Annotated in this window: 5 protein-coding genes; 3 read left to right on the forward strand and 2 right to left on the reverse strand. The window is 70.5% G+C overall.

Features of this window, described 5'->3' with window-relative positions; all coding sequences use genetic code 11:
• The first annotated feature begins 87 nt into the window (after positions 1–87).
• The 3 genes from ACFWPS_RS14650 (at position 88) to pknB (ending at position 3702) form a co-directional block, all read left to right on the forward strand.
• Entirely contained in the window at positions 88–831 is a 744-nt protein-coding gene (locus tag ACFWPS_RS14650; RefSeq protein WP_383704769.1) for a TetR/AcrR family transcriptional regulator, read from the forward strand.
• Between the two features lie 11 nt (positions 832–842).
• Entirely contained in the window at positions 843–1796 is a 954-nt protein-coding gene (locus ACFWPS_RS14655) for a DUF2993 domain-containing protein (RefSeq protein WP_383704771.1), read from the forward strand.
• A 235-nt stretch (positions 1797–2031) separates the two neighbouring features.
• A complete protein-coding gene (gene pknB / locus ACFWPS_RS14660) occupies positions 2032–3702 on the forward strand; it encodes a Stk1 family PASTA domain-containing Ser/Thr kinase (RefSeq protein ID WP_383704773.1) in 1671 nt (556 codons plus the stop codon).
• 41 nt (positions 3703–3743) lie between these two features.
• On the opposite strand, the gene ACFWPS_RS14665 is transcribed toward pknB, so the two are convergent.
• Both ACFWPS_RS14665 and ACFWPS_RS14670 read right to left on the reverse strand, forming a co-directional pair.
• Positions 3744–5027 carry an MFS transporter gene (locus ACFWPS_RS14665; protein WP_383704775.1) on the reverse strand — a complete coding sequence of 428 codons (1284 nt, stop codon included), beginning with the start codon at positions 5025–5027 and terminating at the stop codon, positions 3744–3746.
• Positions 5024–17107, reverse strand: coding sequence for an amino acid adenylation domain-containing protein (locus tag ACFWPS_RS14670; protein WP_383704777.1), 12084 nt, complete (start codon positions 17105–17107; stop codon positions 5024–5026). Before ACFWPS_RS14670 ends, ACFWPS_RS14665 begins: the two co-directional genes overlap by 4 nt.
• Between the last annotated feature and the right edge of the window lie 106 nt (positions 17108–17213).

Raw genomic sequence — 17213 nt, forward strand, 5'->3', positions numbered from 1 at the left:
ACTTAATTGCCCATCGATGTGCACGCTAGTTTATTACTCATCGATGTGCAACTATCGGGTTCCCGCCCCCGGCTCCGAGGTACCGACGTGACCAGCCGACCCGCCCGACTCCCGCCCCCCGGCCACGATCCGCACACCACCGGCACCCGCCCCCGTGCTCACGCCGGCGAGCGCACCAGTGACCGCGATCGCGACCGCACCCACGACCACACCAGGGACCGCACCCGCGACCGCACCCGCGCTCGCATCCTGGAAGCGGCCCGGCGCGAACTCGGCCGCAATCCCGACTGCGCCCTCGCCGACATCGCCGAAGCCGCCGGGGTCGCACGGCGAACCGTCTACGTCCACTTCGCGGGCCGGGCCGCTCTCGTCAGGGGGCTCGCCGCGGAGGCCGCCGAGGCGGTCCGGCTCGCGAGCGAGGTCGCCCACATCCCGGCCCCGGACGCGGCGACCGCCCTGGCCCGCTTCGTCCTCACGCTGTGGCCGGCGGCCGACCGCTACCGCGTGCTCGTGAACCTCGCCCGCCAGGACCTGGGCACCCACCGCGTGGACGAGGTGCTCGCACCGGCCCGCACCGCGGTCGCCGGGATCCTCGCCCAGGGCCAGCGGCAGGGCCTCTTCCACACCACCCTCCCGCCCCGCCCGCTGAGCCGGGCGCTGGAGGCCTATCTGCTGTCCCTCCTGGACACCGTCAACGCGGGCGCCTGGACGGACGACGGCACCACCGCCGCCACCACCGCCCTGATCGTCGCCGGCGTCGACAGGAACCTCGCCGCCACCACGGTCCGCCGCCTGCGCGACGACCTCGGGCCGACCCACTCCACCCGGTAAAGGAGCCCCCCATGCACCAGTCCCAGCCGCAGCCCCCACACGAATACGGCGACGACGAAGCCACGCACGAGCCGTACCAGCCGTACGCGACTTTCGACACCCACAACACCCACAACGCCTATGACCCGTACGCCGCTTACGACCCGCACGGCATCTACGAGCCACAGCCGCCCGCACCCGGAAGGAGCCGGCGGCCGGTCGTCGCCGCCGCCACCGTCCTGCTTCTGCTGGTCCTAGTCCCGGTGGCCGTCGACCGGTTCATGGCCGTACAGGTGGAGGCGCGCACGGCGAAGGCGTTCCAGCAGGGCATGCACACCCCTCTGCCGCCCAGGGTCCACGTGCACGGTTTCCCGGTCCTGACCCAGATCGCCTCCGGCAGCCTGCGGGACGTGGACATCACCGCCCACGACATACCCGCCGCCGACTCGACCGGCCCCCTGCCGGTGAGCGAACTCTCCCTGCACCTGGCGGGGCTGACGAAGTCGGACGACGACCAGGAGGCGCGGGCCCGGTCGGCGGAAGCGACCGCCCTGCTGACGTACGCGGACGTGTCCGACACCCTCGGCCTGGAGGTCTCCCGGGGCAGCCGCCCCGACCAGCTCAAGGCGACCGTCGCCCTCCCCCTCGGCAACAGCGTGACCGCGGCGACCACCGTCTCGGCGGTCGCCGGCAACCGCATCGCGTTCAAGGACTTCAAGGTCACGGGCGGTCTGATGTCCGGGGCGGCGGAGGTGGTGCTCGACAAGGCCTTCGAGCAGCCCATCCAGCTCCGGAACATCCCCGACGGACTGCACCTGCGCTCGGTGACCGCCACGGAGAGCGGCCTCACCGCCCGCTTCTCGGGCACGTCCGTCACGTTCCACGCCGACAGCGCCGCGCAGGGCACGACGACGCAGGACAACTCGTCGTACCTGACCGCCCTGGCCACGACGAAGAGGTTCATGACGGCCCGAGCGACGCCGTGAGAAGCCTCTCACTCCCACATCACCCGCAGGGGATGATTATTACCCGCCTACGTGTAACTATTCCCTGAACTCATCACCCGAGATGCGACATCTCACGCATCTCGGCCACGTGTGGAAGTCGGCCATCGGCCATCTGCGCGTGCGGGGGGGCCAGGGGGGCGGAACCCGACACCAGCGGACAAACAAATCCGGCGCTCCGATGCTGCCCGGACCTCCGACCCCGCGGAGAGACACCGTGAACCACTACGGACCAGACGACCATCCGACCCTGTTCTCCTCCCCCGCCGCGCTCCTGCGGCCCGCCGAATCCGACAGCAGGGCATCCGACCGTTTCGCCGAGACGGCGGCACCGGCCGCATCGGCCGCACCGGCGGACCGGTACGTGTTGCGGCGGCTGCTGGGCCGCGGCGGCATGGCGGAGGTACACCTCGCCCACGACACCCGGCTGGACCGTCCCGTCGCCGTGAAGACGCTGCGGGCGGAGCTGGCCCGGGACCAGGTCTTCCAGGCGAGGTTCCGCCGCGAGGCCCGGTCCACCGCGTCACTGAACCACCCGGCCATCGTCGCGGTGTACGACACCGGCGACGACATGGACCGTCCGTACCTGGTGATGGAGTACGTCGAGGGGGCAACCCTGCGCGAGGTACTGGACTCGGAGCCGCTCCTGGAGCCCGGCCGGGCGCTGGAGTTCACGGCCGACGTCCTCAAGGCCCTCGCGTACTCGCACCGCCACGGCATCGTGCACCGGGACATCAAACCGGCCAACGTGATGCTGACCGGCACCGGCCGGATCAAGGTCATGGACTTCGGCATCGCCCGCAGCATGGCGGACGCCGGCCTGACCCAGACCTCCGCGGTGACCGGCACGGCCCGGTACCTGTCGCCCGAACAGGCCCTGGGGCGGGAGGCCGACGGCCGTTCCGACCTCTACTCGGTCGGCTGCCTGCTGTACGAACTGCTCACGCACCGGCCGCCCTTCGACGACGAGACGCCGATAGGCGTGATCTGCCGGCACGTCCAGGACACTCCGCAGGCCCCGAGCCTGCACAACCCGATGATCGGCCCGCGACTGGACGCCCTGGTCCTGCGCGCCCTGGAGAAGGACCCCGGCCGACGCCACCAGTCCGCCGAGGACATGCTCGCCGAGATGGAGACCTGCCTGGCCCTCCGCACCACACCGACCATCCCCCACCCGCTGCCAGACACCCTGCCCACACACCACCGAAGCGAACACGGAAGCGGCGACGGCGACGAAGACGGCAATGGCGAAGGCGAAGGCGATGGCGAAGGCGACAGCGCTGGAGGCCGACTGCCGATGGCCCTGCCCATGGCCCTGCTCATCGCCGCCGCCCTCGCGGTCACCGTCGCAGCAGCGGCCCTCGGATGGTTTGTCCTCGGGAACGGGACGGCGGTCGCCACCAGGGCGGCCGGGGCGAACGTCCCGGATCTGGTCGGCCAGACCGTCGAAACCGCCCGCCAGGAGGCCGGCAACGTCGGCCTGACCGTCACTGTCGACAAGCGGGAGCCCTGCGCCGACCAGGCCGAGGGCCTCGTCTGCCACCAGACCCCGGCCGGCGGACAGCTCGCGAAGGGCCGGCCGGTCACGGTCGTCGTCTCCACGGGCGCACCGAAGATCGAGGTACCGGACGTCACGGACAAGGACCAGGCCGACGCGGCCCGGACCCTGGAGGACAAGGGCTTCGAAGTACGCACCCGACGCGTCGACTCGACACGGACTCCCGGAACCGTCCTGGACCAGAACCCGCAGGCCGGGCAACAGGCGGCCAGGTCAACGGAGATCACGCTCACGGTGGCCAAGGCACCCGAGCGCGTCACCCCACGACACCGCACAACCCCGAACAGCACCCCCACCCTGCCACCACCACCCACGTTCCTGCTCCCGTGACCCCCCGAGTCACCGCGATGCCAAAGCCCTGCCTGCCCCGTTCAATCCGTCGGCACCATGCCTTCGTCCGCGGTCACCGACCTGGAACGAGTGGCTTTGTCCAGAGCCGCCGAGATCTTGCGATTCGTGGTCATGGTCGCGCTGACCAAGGTGGTGACGGCCAGGAACGCCGCACCCATCAGGTAGGGCGCCCGCAGGCCGGCCGCCGTCGCCAGGTAACCGCCGAGCAGCGCGCCCAACGGGGCGGCGCCCAGCGCCATCAGCCGAGCGGCGGCGGCGACCCGTCCCATGAGTTCGTCCGGGACGATGGCCTGGCGGACCGACGGCCCCAGCACCATGATGGCGCCCAACGCGGCGGCACGGACGATCATCGCGGCTCCCGCGGGCACCGGGCCGTCGGCGGATCCGATTGCGAGTTGCGCACCGGTCAGCAGGACGGACGCCAGCATCATCGCTCCTCCGATGCCGAGCCGGTTGCCGATCCACCCGGCCGCCGTGGTGCCCACCAGGCCTCCGACAGCCTGAACACTGAGCAGGAATCCGTATCCCACCGGATTCAGATGCAGTTTCTCCTCGGCGAACAGAATGAATACCGAATTGCCGGCGCTGAAGGCGAAGTTGCCGAGCGCGGGGCGCAACGACAGGCCCAGCAGCAGAGGTTCGCGCAGCAGATAGGACGCACCGGCGCGCGCGTCGGCCAGCAGCGAACGCTTGGCAACCCGTGGCCTCGGCGGGGTCGCCGACAGCGAGCGGATCATCAGGGAGCTGAAGAGAAACGACAGCGCATCCGTGAGCAACGGAATGGTGCGGCCCAGGGTGAACAGGGCGGCTCCGGCCGACGGGCCGAGAAAGCCGTCGGCGGCAGTTCGGGTGCCGTTCAACAGCGCGTTGGCACGTTGCAGTCGGGTGGGGTCGCGGTCGAGGAGTTCGGGAAGGAAGGCGGACGACGCGGTGTCGAACAGGATCTGACCGATGCAGAGCAGAAACGCGACACCGATCAGCAGCGGAACGCCGACGAGACCGGCTTCGGCACCGGCCACCGCTGCGATCAGCAGCGTCGCGCGAGCCGCGTCGGCGATCCACATGGTGCGTCGGCGGTCCCAGCGGTCTACGAGCGCACCGCCGATCAGACCGAAGAGCAACCACGGAAACAGGCCGGCCGCGGTGACCAGGGAAAGGACAACAGGGTCGCGGCTTATGCTCGCGGACAGCAACGGCAGCGCTGACAGATAAACGCCGTCACCGAACGTCGACACGCCCGATGCAACCCACACGCGCCGGAACGCTCCCGACAGCGGAGTCCTCTGAGTCAGGGATGTTCTCAATCCAGTGGCCTGTCACGCAGTTCGTGGGATCGGCAGGACTCCTGAGGCAACTCGGCCAAACGCTCGGCGACCGTGCGTCCGATTGAGGCGAGCGGGCCGGGCTCGGTCATCCGGCCATGAGTGGAGTCAATGTGGTGAACGTCGATTCCTCCCGAGACATGGGGTGCCCAGATCTCCTCCGGAGAATGGTCTGCCCGACCGGCGGCGGCTGCGAAAAACACCATGTCGCCGTCGAAGACACCTGAAGAGAATCGGCTGCGGAGGCCGGAAGAAGCGACGAAGACCTTCGCCAGCGTGGCAAGGCCGTCCGCGCCGAGCCCGGCCAACGGGCTGTCGGGTGCGGTGGGATCGTGCCCGATCGACGCGGTGATCGCGGACCACACCCCCGGGTCGTCATGGGCCACCTGCTCGCGGCGCGGGCCGGCGGTCGAGGGGTAGCCGTCGAGAATCCCGAGGAAGTCGACCTGCTCGCCCTCCTGCTGGAACCGCACGGCCATGGCATGCGCCACGGTGCCGCCGAAAGACCAGCCGAGCAGCGAGTACGGCCCCTGCGGCTGGACCGCCCGGATCTCCGCGAGGTAGTCGGTGACCAGCTCCTCCAAGTCCCGCGGGACAGCAGCCGGATCGCTGAACGCACGCGCCTGCAGCCCATGGACCGGCTGGTCGCGGTCCAGATGGGCCAGCAGGCCTCCGTAACACCAGCTGAGCCCGATCGCAGGGTGCACACAGAAGAGCGGACGGCGGGTGCCCTTCGCCCGCAGCGGAAGCAGTACCGCGAGGGAATCCCTTTCCGGGCCGCGCTCCATCTGCCCGGCCAGCAGAGCCACGGTCGGGGCCTCGAACATGGTGCGCACCGACAACTCGATTCCGAGTGCGGCGCGGATCCGGCTGACCAGCCATGTCGCCAGCAGGGAGTGACCGCCGAGTTCGAAGAAGTTGTCATCGATCCCGACGGCGTCCAGGGCGAGCACTTCGGCGAACAGGTCGCACAGCTCGGCTTCCTTCGCGGTGCGTGGGGCGCGCCCGTCGGTTCCGCTCTCGTACACCGGGGCAGGCAGTGCCGCGCGGTCCAGCTTTCCGTTCGACGTCAGCGGCAGCGTGTCCAGGACGATGAAGGCAGACGGCACCATGTAGCCGGGCAGGGTGCGCCCGCACCAATCGCGCAGCGCGCCGGCGTCGGGTGTCCGATCCGTGGCCGGCACGCAGTACGCCACGAGTGTCCTGTCGCCGGGGATGTCCTCGCGGACGTTCACCACACAGGACGCCACGTCCTCGTGGGCGGCGAGCACCGACTCGATCTCGCCGAGTTCGATGCGGAAACCGCGCACCTTGACCTGCTGATCGAGGCGCCCCAGAAACTCCAGGTTTTCGTCGGGCAGCCAGCGCACCAGGTCGCCGGTACGGTACACCCGCGCCTGAGGATCAGCGGAGAAGGGATGGGCGGTGAAGCGCTCGGCCGTCAGTTCCGGGCGCCCCAGATAGCCGCGGGCGACTCCCTTGCCGCCGATGAGCAGTTCACCGGGTACTCCGACGGGAACCGGACGACCGGCCGCGTCTACCACGTACACCTCGGCGTTGGCGATGGGCCTGCCGATCGGCACACCGGCATCCGGGTCCCGAATCTCGGCGACCGTAGCGTAGACGGTGGTCTCCGTAGGGCCGTATCCGTTGACGACCCGGTCTGCCACGCGCAGCATTTTCGCGGCCAGTTCGGGTGGCAGTACCTCGCCCCCGGCGAGAATCCGCAGCCCGCGCGGTGGCTGTGCCCTGCTGTCGAGCGCTTCGACGAGGGGCCGCCAGGCCGACGGTGTCGCCTGGACGAGCACAACGCCGTGTTCCTCGATCAGAGCGGCCAGGGCGGTCGGCGTGTGCACCTCGTCCCTGCCGGCCACAACGACACGACCACCCGAGATCAGCGGCAACCACAGTTCGACAACCGCGATGTCGAAGGTGGCCGACGTGGTGAACAGGACCGGGTCGCCCTCGGCGAGCGGGCAGGTCTCCCGCATCGCGAAGAGCAGATTGACCAGCGAGGCGACGGTGACCGCAACGCCTTTGGGAGTGCCGGTCGAGCCGGAGGTGTAGAGGATGTACGCGAGATCGTCCGGGCTGCCGACGGGCGCCGGAGGATGCCCGGGCGCGGCCGCGATCGTCGCGCCGTCGGTGTCGAGCGCAACGAGTACCCGACCCTCGCCCTGCAGCCTGCCGCGCAGCCGCTCCTGAGTGATCACCACCGGCGCGGCGGTGTCCCGCAGTACGAACTCCAGGCGCTCGGCAGGGTGTTCGGGGTCCAGCGGAACGTAGGCGCCGCCCGCCTTCAACACTGCGAGCAGCGCTGTGACCAAGTCCGTGCCGCGGTCCATGCACACGCCGACGGGAACGTCGCGCGTCACGCCAAGAGCGTTGAGGTGGTGGGCGAGCCGGTTGGCGCGGGTGTCGAGTTCGCGGTACGTCAGCACCTGTGAGCCAAAGATCAGCGCTGCCGCGTCGGGCCGTTGCGCGGCCCGTTCCGCCACGAGTTCCACCACGCCGCGGTCTGCGGGGAAGACGACAGGACGGCTGCTCCAGTCCTCGAGGAGGCGCTGCCGCTCGGTCGGCTCCAGCACGTCGATGGAGCCTGTCGGCTGGGCGGGGTCGGCCACTGCGGACTCCAGTACCCGCACCAGGCGGCCGAACAACCGCCGGATCGTCGGCCCGTCGAACAGGTCCACCGCGAAGGCGATGCTCGCCCGTATCGGGCCCGGTCGGCCATCACCTTCCATGGTGGTCTGGAAGCTCAGGTTGAGGTCGAACTTCGCCGCATCCAGGAGGGCGGTGACTCTTTCGGCCCTGGCATCGACCAACTCCAGAGTCTCCCTGCGACTGCTGGTGACCTGAAGCATGATCTGGAACAGCGGATTCCTGCCCGCCGAGCGCGGCGGGTTGAGAGCCTCGACGACGCGTTCGAACGGGATGTCCTGGTGCCCATAGGCGGCCAGGTGGGTGTCCCGTACGCGAGAGAGGAGCTCGTGGAAGGTCGGATCGCCCGAGGTGTCCGTGCGGAGCACAAGGGTGTTGATGAAGAAGCCGACCAGGCCGTCGAGCGCCTCGTCGGTGCGCCCTGCCACCGGCGTGCCGACCGGTATGTCCGTGCCCGCGCCCAGCCGCGTCAGCACCGTGGCCAGCGCCGCGTGGACGACCATCGACAGGGTCGCGCCGGTGCTCCGGGCGAGCTCGGCCAGGCCCGCGTGCAGTTCGGCACCCAGCTCCGTCTCGAACAGCTCGCCGCGCTGGGAGGCCACCGTCGGCCGCGGCCGGTCGGTCGGGTAGTCGAGTTCGGCCGGCAGGTCCGCGAGAGTTTCCCGCCAGAAGGCGAGCTGGGTGCTCAGCCTGGAATCGGGGTCGTCCTCCGTGCCGAGAAGGTGCCGCTGCCAGAGGGCATAGTCCGCGTACTGGACCGGCAGCGGGGCCCATCGGGGCGATTCGCCGGCCAGTCGGGCCCGGTACGCCACGCCGAGATCCGCGTTGAACGGGCCCATGGACTCGCCGTCGCCGGCGATGTGGTGGAAGAGCACGAGCAGCACGTGTTCGTCCGCGCCCAGGGAGATCAGGGTGACCCGTATCGGCAGTTCGGCCGACAGGTCGAACACATGGCCGGCGCTGCGCCGCAGCACGTCGGCGAGTTCCTGCTCCGTGCAGCCGAGCCGGTGCAGGGTGACCGGTTCGGGCGGCAGAACCACCTGAACCGGGCTGGCGTCGACGTCACGGAATACCGTGCGCAGGCTTTCGTGGCGTTCGACCAGGTCGCCCAGCGCGCGCTCCAGGGCCTCCGCGTCGACCGGGCCGGTGATGCGATGGCTCACCGGCAGGTTGTAGGTGTGACTGGGGCCCTCCAACTGGCTGAGGAACCAGAGCCGTTGCTGGGCGTACGACATCGGTACCAGGTCCGGTCGCCGCATCGCCGTCAGCGCCGGACGCGCCTGGCCGGCGTCGTCGAGCCGCCGCGCCAGCTCGCCCGGCGTCGGCGCCTCGAACACCGCGCGGACCGACAGTTCGCTGCCGAACGCGGTGCGAATGCGGCTGATCAGCCGGGTGGCCAGCAGGGAGTGGCCGCCGAGGTCGAAGAAGTCGTCGTCGATGCCGACGCCTTCCGTCCCCAGGACATCGACGAACAGGTCGCACAGCGTGGCTTCCGCCGCGTTGCGCGGTGCGCGTCCCGCCACGGGTGCCAGGTCCGGGACCGGCAGCGCACGGTGGTCGAGCTTGTTGTTCGCGGTGAGCGGCAGACTCTCCAGGCCGACCACCGCACTTGGGATCATGTACGGCGGCAGAACCAGCCGGACGTGCTGGTCCAGGGCGGCGAAATCGGTCGTGCCGTCCGTGACGACGTAGGCGACGAGCCGTTTGTCGTCGGGCCGGTCCTCGCGGACGACGACCGCGACCTGGCGAACGCCGGGGCAGGCGGCGAACACGGCCTCGATCTCGGCCGGTTCGATGCGGAACCCGCGGATCTTGACCTGGCTGTCCGCCCGTCCGACGAAGTCGATCAGGCCGCCCGCCGTCCAGCGCGCCAGGTCGCCGGTGCGGTACATCCGTGAACCGGGCGGCCCGTACGGGTCGGCGACGAAGCGTTCGGAGGTGAGGTCGGGCCGGTTCAGGTAGCCGCGGGCCAGACCGGTGCCGGCGAGGTAGAGCTCCCCGGTCACTCCGCCGGGCACCAGGGTGAGCGCGTCGTCGAGGACGTACGCGAACATGCCGTCCAGCGGGCGGCCGATGGGCACCGGGGCGGGAACGTCCGCCGCTTTCCGCCAGGGAGCCGAGGTCGCGAACAGTGTGGTCTCCGTCGGACCGTAGTTGCTGCGCACCACCAGGTCCGGGCAGCAGTCGAGGACCTTGCGGACCGCCACCGGCGACACCACGTCTCCGCCGGTGATCACAACACGGACGCCGGCAAAGCACTCCGGGTACTCCTCGGCCATCACCCGGAACAGGCCGGCGGTGATGTCGACACCGGTGATCCGCTCCGCCTGGATGAGCCGGGCCAGCCGCTCCACCGTGAGATCGGACTCCGGGGCGATGACGCTCGTTCCGCCGTGCAGCAACGGATACCAGAACGAATAGGTGGAGGGATCGAACTCGTACGGCGTGAGCAGCAGGACCCGGTCGTGGTCACCGGGGCTGAAGATCGAGTCGCTGATGAGCTCGAAGACGTTCTGGTGGGTCACCGCCACCCCCTTCGGCCTTCCGGTCGAGCCCGAGGTGTACATCACGTAGGCGAGTTGCCCGCGGTGCCCGGCGACGGACGGATCGGTCGAGGGGAATCCGCCGGTGTCCTCCTCGTCGGCCAGGACCACCACGGACGTCTCGGGCAGGCCGCGGTCCCGCATCACACGGTCGGTGAGCAGGATCCGGGCGCCGCACTCCTCCACGACCCACTGCATCCGGTCCAGCGGAGAGGCGTTGTGCAGAGGGACGTAGAAGGAGCCGGCCTTGAGGATGGCGGTGAGGCCCACCACGAGGTCGACCGTGCGGCTCATCAGCACGGACACCGGGCGTTCCGGACCGGCGCCCGCGGCGATCAGCCGGTGGGCCAGCCGGTTGGCCCGCAGGTCCAGCTCCCGGTACGTCAGGCTGCGTCCGGCGCACCGTACGGCCACCGCCGAGGGCGTGCGGCCGGCCTGTCGCCGGAGTGCCTCCTGGAGCGAGCTCTCGGGGAAGGCGTCGGTGACCGGCTGGGGTCCGGTTCCCTGAAGGACCAGCTGCGCGCGTTCCTGGTTGCTGAGGACATCGATCGCGCTGATCCGCTGTGCGGGTGCCGCCGCCGCGGACTCGAGTACCCGGACGAGCCGGTCGAACAGCCGCCTGACCGTCGGAGCGTCGAACAGGTCCACGGTGAAGCCGACATGTGCCCGGAGCGGACCGGGTCGTCCTTCGTCGGCGAGGTCTGCGCGCAGGTTCAGGGACAGGTCGAACTTCGCCACGTCCATGGGCGCGGTCAGCCGCTCGATGCGGGTGCGGGGCAGCTCCAGTTCCGTGGCGGTACCGGTGCTGACCTCCAGCATGATCTGGAACAGGGGATGCCGGCCCGCCGAGCGGGGCGGGTTGAGGGCCTCGACGACGCGTTCGAACGGGATGTCCTGGTGCCCGTAGGCGGCGAGGCTGGTGTCCCTGACTCGGGACAGCAGGTCGAGGAAGGTCGGATCCCCCGACGTGTCGGTGCGTATCACCAGGGTGTTGACGAAGAATCCGACGAGGTCGTCGAGTGCCTCGTCGGTGCGGCCTGCCACCGGTGTGCCGATCGGGATGTCTGTACCCGCGCCCAGCCGGGTGAGTACGGCGGCCAGGGCCGCATGCACGACCATCGACAGGGTCGTGCCGGTGCTCCTGGCGAGTTCGGCCAACCCGGCGTGCAACCCGGCGTCCAACTCGACGTCGAACGCCTCGCCGCGCTGAGAGGAGACCGCCGGCCTCGGGCGGTCGGCCGGGTGGCCGAGCTCGACCGGAATGCCCTCCAGGCTGTCCTTCCAGAAGGCCGTCTGCAGGCTCAGAGCGGATTGCGGGTCGTCCTCCGCTCCCAGCACCTGCTGCTGCCAAAGCGTGTAGTCCGCGTACTGCACGCGCAACGGCGCCCACTTCGGCGGTTCGCCGGCGATGCGGGCCCGGTAGGCGGCGCTCAGGTCACGCCCCAGCGGTCCCATGGAGGCGGCGTCGCCGGCGATGTGGTGCAGAAGCACGCTGAGCACGCTGTCGTCAGGGCCCAGGGAGATCAGGCTGACGCGCAGGGGCGGTTCGGCTGTCAGGTCGAACACGTGGCTGCCGGTGCGCTGAAGGACGTCGGCGAGGTCCTGCTCCGCGCAGCCGAGCCGGTGCAGGGTGACCGGTTCGGGCGGCAGGACCACCTGCACCGGCCGGCCGTCGACCTCCCTGAGCACCGTGCGCAGGGTTTCGTGGCGCTCGACCAGGTCGCCCAGCGCGCGCTCCAGGGCCTCCGCGTCTACCGGGCCGGTGATGCGGTAGCTCACCGGCAGGTTGTAGGTGTGACTGGGGCCCCCGAACTGGCCGAGGAACCAGAGCCGTTGCTGGGCGTACGACATCGGCACCAGGTCCGGTCGCCGCATCGCCGCCAGGGCCGGGCGCGCCTGGCCGGCGTCGTCGAGCCGCCGCGCCAGCTCGCCCGGCGTCGGCGCCTCGAACACCGCGCGGACCGCCAACTCCAGGCCCAGCGTGGAGCGGACCCGGCTCACCAGGCGGGTGACGAGCATCGAGTGGCCGCCCAGGTCGAAGAAGCTGTCGTCGACGCCGACGGCCCGCGCGCCCAGGATCTCCGCGAACAGCCCGCACAGCACGTGCTCCTTGGCCGTACGCGGCTCCCTGTCCGAGGAGCCCGCGTAGACGGGTGCCGGCAGCGCACGGCGGTCGAGTTTGCCGTTGGAGGTCAGCGGAAGCCTGTCCAGGGTGACGAAAGCCGAGGGGACCGCTGCCTCGGGCATGGTGGCCGCCACGTGGCGGCGCAGTTCGTCGGCAGGCGGGGCGGTGCCACCGGGTGCTGGTACCACGTACGCGACCAGGCGTTTGTCCCCCGGCCGGTCCTCGCGCAGCACCGCCGCGGCCTGTGCGACACCGGGATGGCGGGTGATCACGGAGCCGAGTTCGCCGAGTTCGACCCGGATGCCGCGGATCTTGACCTGGTCGTCCGCGCGCCCGAGATACTCCAGGCGTCCGTCGGGCCGCCAGCGGGCGAGGTCGCCGGTGCGGTACATGCGCTCGCCGGGTGCGCCGAAGGGGTGGGCGACGAAGCGCTGAGCGGTCAGGCCGGCGCGGTTGAGGTAACCCTGGGCCTGGCCGGCTCCGGCCAGGTACAGCTCGCCGGTCACGCCGACCGGGACGGGTTGCAGCCGGCTGTCCAGGACATAGGTCCGGGTGTTCCAGATCGGCCCGCCCAGTGACGCGGACGCGGGCCAGTCCGCCACGTCGAGGGGCAGGGTCGCACAGGTGACCGCGTGGGTTTCCGAGGGGCCGTAGACGTTGTGGAGCAGCAGCCCCGGGCGGTCCTTGTGGAACGTGCGGACTGCTTCGGTGAGTTGCAGCGCCTCGCCGCCCTGCAGGACGTGCCGGAGGGAGTCCAGTCGCAGGCCCCGTTCGACGGCGGCCTCGTAGACCGCGGCGACCACCAGGTGCGGGGCGCGGAACTCGGTGATCCGCTCCCGGTCGAGCCACTCGGCGAGCCTGCCCGGGTCACGGCGCGTGTCCTCGTCCGGCACGCAGAGCGCCTTGCCGTTGAGCAGGGCGGTGAGGATCTCGTGCTCGGACACGTCGAAGCTGACCGCGCTGAACTGCGAGACCCGTGAGCCGGGCTGGTAGGGAACGTGGGACGAGCTCCACGCCAGCATGTTGGTCAGGGTGCGGGCGGGAAGCACAACTCCCTTGGGACGCCCGGTGGATCCCGAGGTGTAGATCACGTAGTTCGGGGTCTCGAGGGTCAGCGGCGCGCGGCGATCGGCGTCGCCGGGGTCGTGCCCGGGGAGCAGTGCCAGTTCGGCAAGGGTGGCGGGATCATCGAGGAGCAGCACGTTTCCGGCGAGCGAGCGCGTGACCGACCCGGTGGTGAGAACGGCCGCCGGGCGGGTGTCGGCCAGGACGAAGCTGATCCGGTCCTGCGGGTATTCGGGATCGATGGGCAGATACGCCGCTCCCGCCTTGAGGATCGCGAGAAACGTGACGATCAGCTGTGTGCCGCGCGGCAGTACGACACCTACGTAGTCGCCGGGGCCGATGCCGCGGGACAGCAGCAGGTGCGCCAGCCGGTTCGCCCGCTCGTTCAGTTCCGCGTACGTCAGTTCGCCGTCCGGGGCGCTGACCGCCAGTGCCCCGGGAACGCGAGCGGCCTGCCGCTGGATCTGCTCGGGCAGCGGCGTGCCGGGCACGTCCACCCGCGTGGCGTTCCACCGGGTCAGGACGTCGTGGCGTTCGCCGTCCAGGAGCAGGTCCAGCTCGGACACCAGCCGGTCCGGAACGGCGACGGCGCCCGCCAGCAGTTTCAGCAGCCGCTGGGTCAGAGCGTCCGCTGTACCCGGGTGGAAGAGTTCGGTGGCGAACTGCAGCCGGCCGGTGACGCCGGCCGCCGCGCCGTCCGGGCCGTACTGTTCGGTGAAGCTGAACAGCAGGTCGAACTTGGCGGAGTCGGTGCGCAGTTCCTCCTGTTCGACCGTGAGTCCGGGAAGCGCGAAGCGGTACCCGCCGGCGTTCTCCAGCACCAGCATGACCTGGAACAACGGGTGCCGGGCGGGCGAGCGACCGGGGTTGACGGCCTCGACGACCCGCTCGAAGGGCACGTCCTGATGTTCGTAGGCCGCCAGGTCGGTCGCCCGGACCCGTTCGAGCAACTGCTGGAAGGTGGGGTCGGCCGAGGTGTCCGTCCGCAGTACAAGGGTGTTGACGAAGAAGCCGACCAGGTCGTCGAGGTCCGCGTCCGTGCGCCCGGCCACCGGCGTGCCGATCGGGATGTCGGTGCCGGCACCCAGCCTGGTCAGCAGCACGGCCACGGCCGCCTGGAGCACCATGAACACCGTCGTGTCGGTGCTCCGGGCGAGCTTGGCCATTGCTTCGTGCAGGGCCGGACCGATCACCATGGGCACGGTGCCGCCCTGATAGCCGGCCACCCGAGGGCGTGGGAAGTCGGCCGGGAGCTGCAGTTCCTCGGGGGATCCGGCCAGTGCGGTCCGCCAGAATCCCAGCTGCCGGGAAGCGAGGCTTGCGGGGTCCTGCTCGGAGCCCAGCAGAGCGCGCTGCCAGAGCGTGTAGTCCGCGTACTGCACCGGGAGCGGGGCCCAGCCGGGTGCCCTCCCGGCCAGCCGTGCCGCATAGGCCTCGTGCAGGTCACGCGTCAGCGGCAGCATCGACCAGCCGTCGCTGCCGATGTGGTTCATGGTCAGCAGCAGGACGTGTTCCTCGGGACCGGTCGAGAACAGCCGCGCCCGCAGTGGCGGGTCCGTGGTCAGGTCGAACGGCTCCCGCCCGGCCGCCCGGAGGGTGGCGGGGAGGTCCTCGGCCTGTTCCACCGGCAGCACCGGACGTGCCTGGTCCGGAGAGAGGACGACCTGGCAGGGCTCACCGTCGTGTTCGGGGAACACGGTGCGCAGTGCCTCGTGCCGGGCGAACACGTCACCCAGCGCGGCTTCGATGGCCTCCGCGTCCAGTTCACCGCGCAGCGTGACCGCGACCGACACGGTGTAGGTCGACGACTGGCCCTCCAGCCGGCTGTGGAACCACAGCCGGTACTGCGCGGGCGACAGGGGGAGCGGCTCGGGACGGGCCGCCGGGCGCAGAGCGAGCCGCGCCACCGGCGCTTCGTCCACCAACTCGGCCAGACCCGCCACCGTGGGGTGGTCGAAGACCGCCGGCACGCCCAGATCCACCCCGAACGACGTTCGGATTCTGCTGATCAGCCGGGTCGCGTGCAGCGAGTCGCCGCCGAGTTCGAAGAAATTGTCGTCGATGCCGATCCCGGCCGTTCCGAGGACGTCCTCGAGCAGCCCGCACAGTGTCTCTTCCCGCTGGTCGCGCGGCGACCGCCCGCCGCGGCCGCCCGGGGCCGGGGCCGGGGCCGGCAGGGCGCGCCGGTCGATCTTGTTGTTGGGGGTGAGCGGGAACTGCTCAAGGGCGACGAACGCGGACGGCACCATGTATTCGGGCAGCGAGCGTTCGAGGTGGGAGCGGAGCGCGTCGGTGTCGACGGGGACCGACCGCTCCGGAACGACGTAGGCGACGAGCCGCTTGTCTCCGGGCTGGTCGTCACGTGCGACTACCACGACCTGGCTGAGGCCCGGAAACCCGGCCAGCGCGGACTCGATCTCGCCGGGTTCGATGCGGAAGCCGCGGATCTTGACCTGGTCGTCCTCCCGCCCGATGAACTCGATCAGCCCGTCGCCGTTGCGGCGCACCACATCGCCGGTCCGGTACATGCGGGACCCCGGCGGGCCGTAAGGGTCCGCGACGAAGCGTTCGGCGGAGAGGTCCGGACGGTTGAGGTAGCCGCGCGCCAGGCCGGCTCCGGCCAGGTAGAGCTCGCCCTCGTCACCGGTGCCGACCGGATTCAGTGCGGCGTCCAGGATGTACGCGCCCATGCCGTCGAGGGGACGGCCGATCGGTACCGGGGAAGGCACGTCCTCGGCCCGCGTCCACAGGACCGTTGTCGCGAACAGCGTGGTCTCCGTCGGACCGTAGGTACTGCGCACCACGGTGCCCGGGCAGTGCTCCAGAACCCGGCGGATCGCGGCCGGTGACGCGACATCGCCGCCGGAGACGACCTCGCGGACGCCGTGGAAGCACTCCGGGTTCTCTTCGGCCATCACCCGGAACAGGCCGGCGGTGACATCGACCGCGGTGATGCGCTCTTCCCGCATGAGCCGGGCCATCCGCTCCACCGTGAGGTCGGCCTCGGGGGCGATGACGACGGTGCCGCCGTGCAGCAGCGGGTACCAGAACGTGTAGGTGGAGGGGTCGAAGGCGTACGAGGTGACGAGCAGGACCCGGTCGTGGGCGCCGGGGACGGTGAACATGGAGTCGTTGACGAGGTCGACGATGTTCTGGTGGGAAACGGCCACGCCCTTGGGTGTTCCGGTCGACCCCGATGTGTACATGACGTAGGCGAGCTGATCGGGCCGCCCCGGGGCCTCCGGGTCGGTGCACGGGAACCCCGCGTCCTCGCCGGGCTCGCCTGGCTCGCCGAGCACGACGGTGACGGACACCTGCGGCAGTCCGCGGTCCTTCATCACGGCGTCGGTGAGCAGGACGGACGCCTTGCTCTCCTCGGCGATCCACTGCATCCGTTCCTGCGGGAAGGCGGTGTGCAGCGGCAGGTAGAAGGAGCCCGACTTCAGGACGGCCAGCAGCGCCACGACCAGGTCGACCGTACGGTCCATCAGGACCAGCACCGGACGCTCCGGACCGGCGCCCTCGTCGATCAGCCGATGGGCCAGCCGGTTCGCCCGCTCGTCCAGCTCCCGGTAAGTGAGGCTGCGCCCGGCGGACCGCACCGCGATGGCGTCGGGGTTGTGCGTCGCCTGCGTCCGGAAGGACTCCTGCACCGGACCCACGATCATCGTCACTCGCTCCTAGAAATCGTTGCCATCGATGCGGGACGCACCAAAACGTCGAAGAGAGCCATGGCCGGCGGAACGTGCCGGTATTAAGGGATGCCGAATGCGA

The sequence above is a fragment of the Streptomyces sp. NPDC058457 genome, assembly GCF_042720695.1.
Taxonomy (GTDB): Bacteria; Actinomycetota; Actinomycetes; order Streptomycetales; family Streptomycetaceae; genus Streptomyces.

Bases quoted from the DNA above. Each gene is read 5' to 3' on its own strand.
- ACFWPS_RS14655 (WP_383704771.1), top strand. From the start codon at position 843: ATGCACCAGTCCCAGCCGCAGCCCCCACACGAATACGGCGACGACGAA.
- ACFWPS_RS14670 (WP_383704777.1), bottom strand. From the start codon at position 17,107: ATGATCGTGGGTCCGGTGCAGGAGTCCTTCCGGACGCAGGCGACGCAC.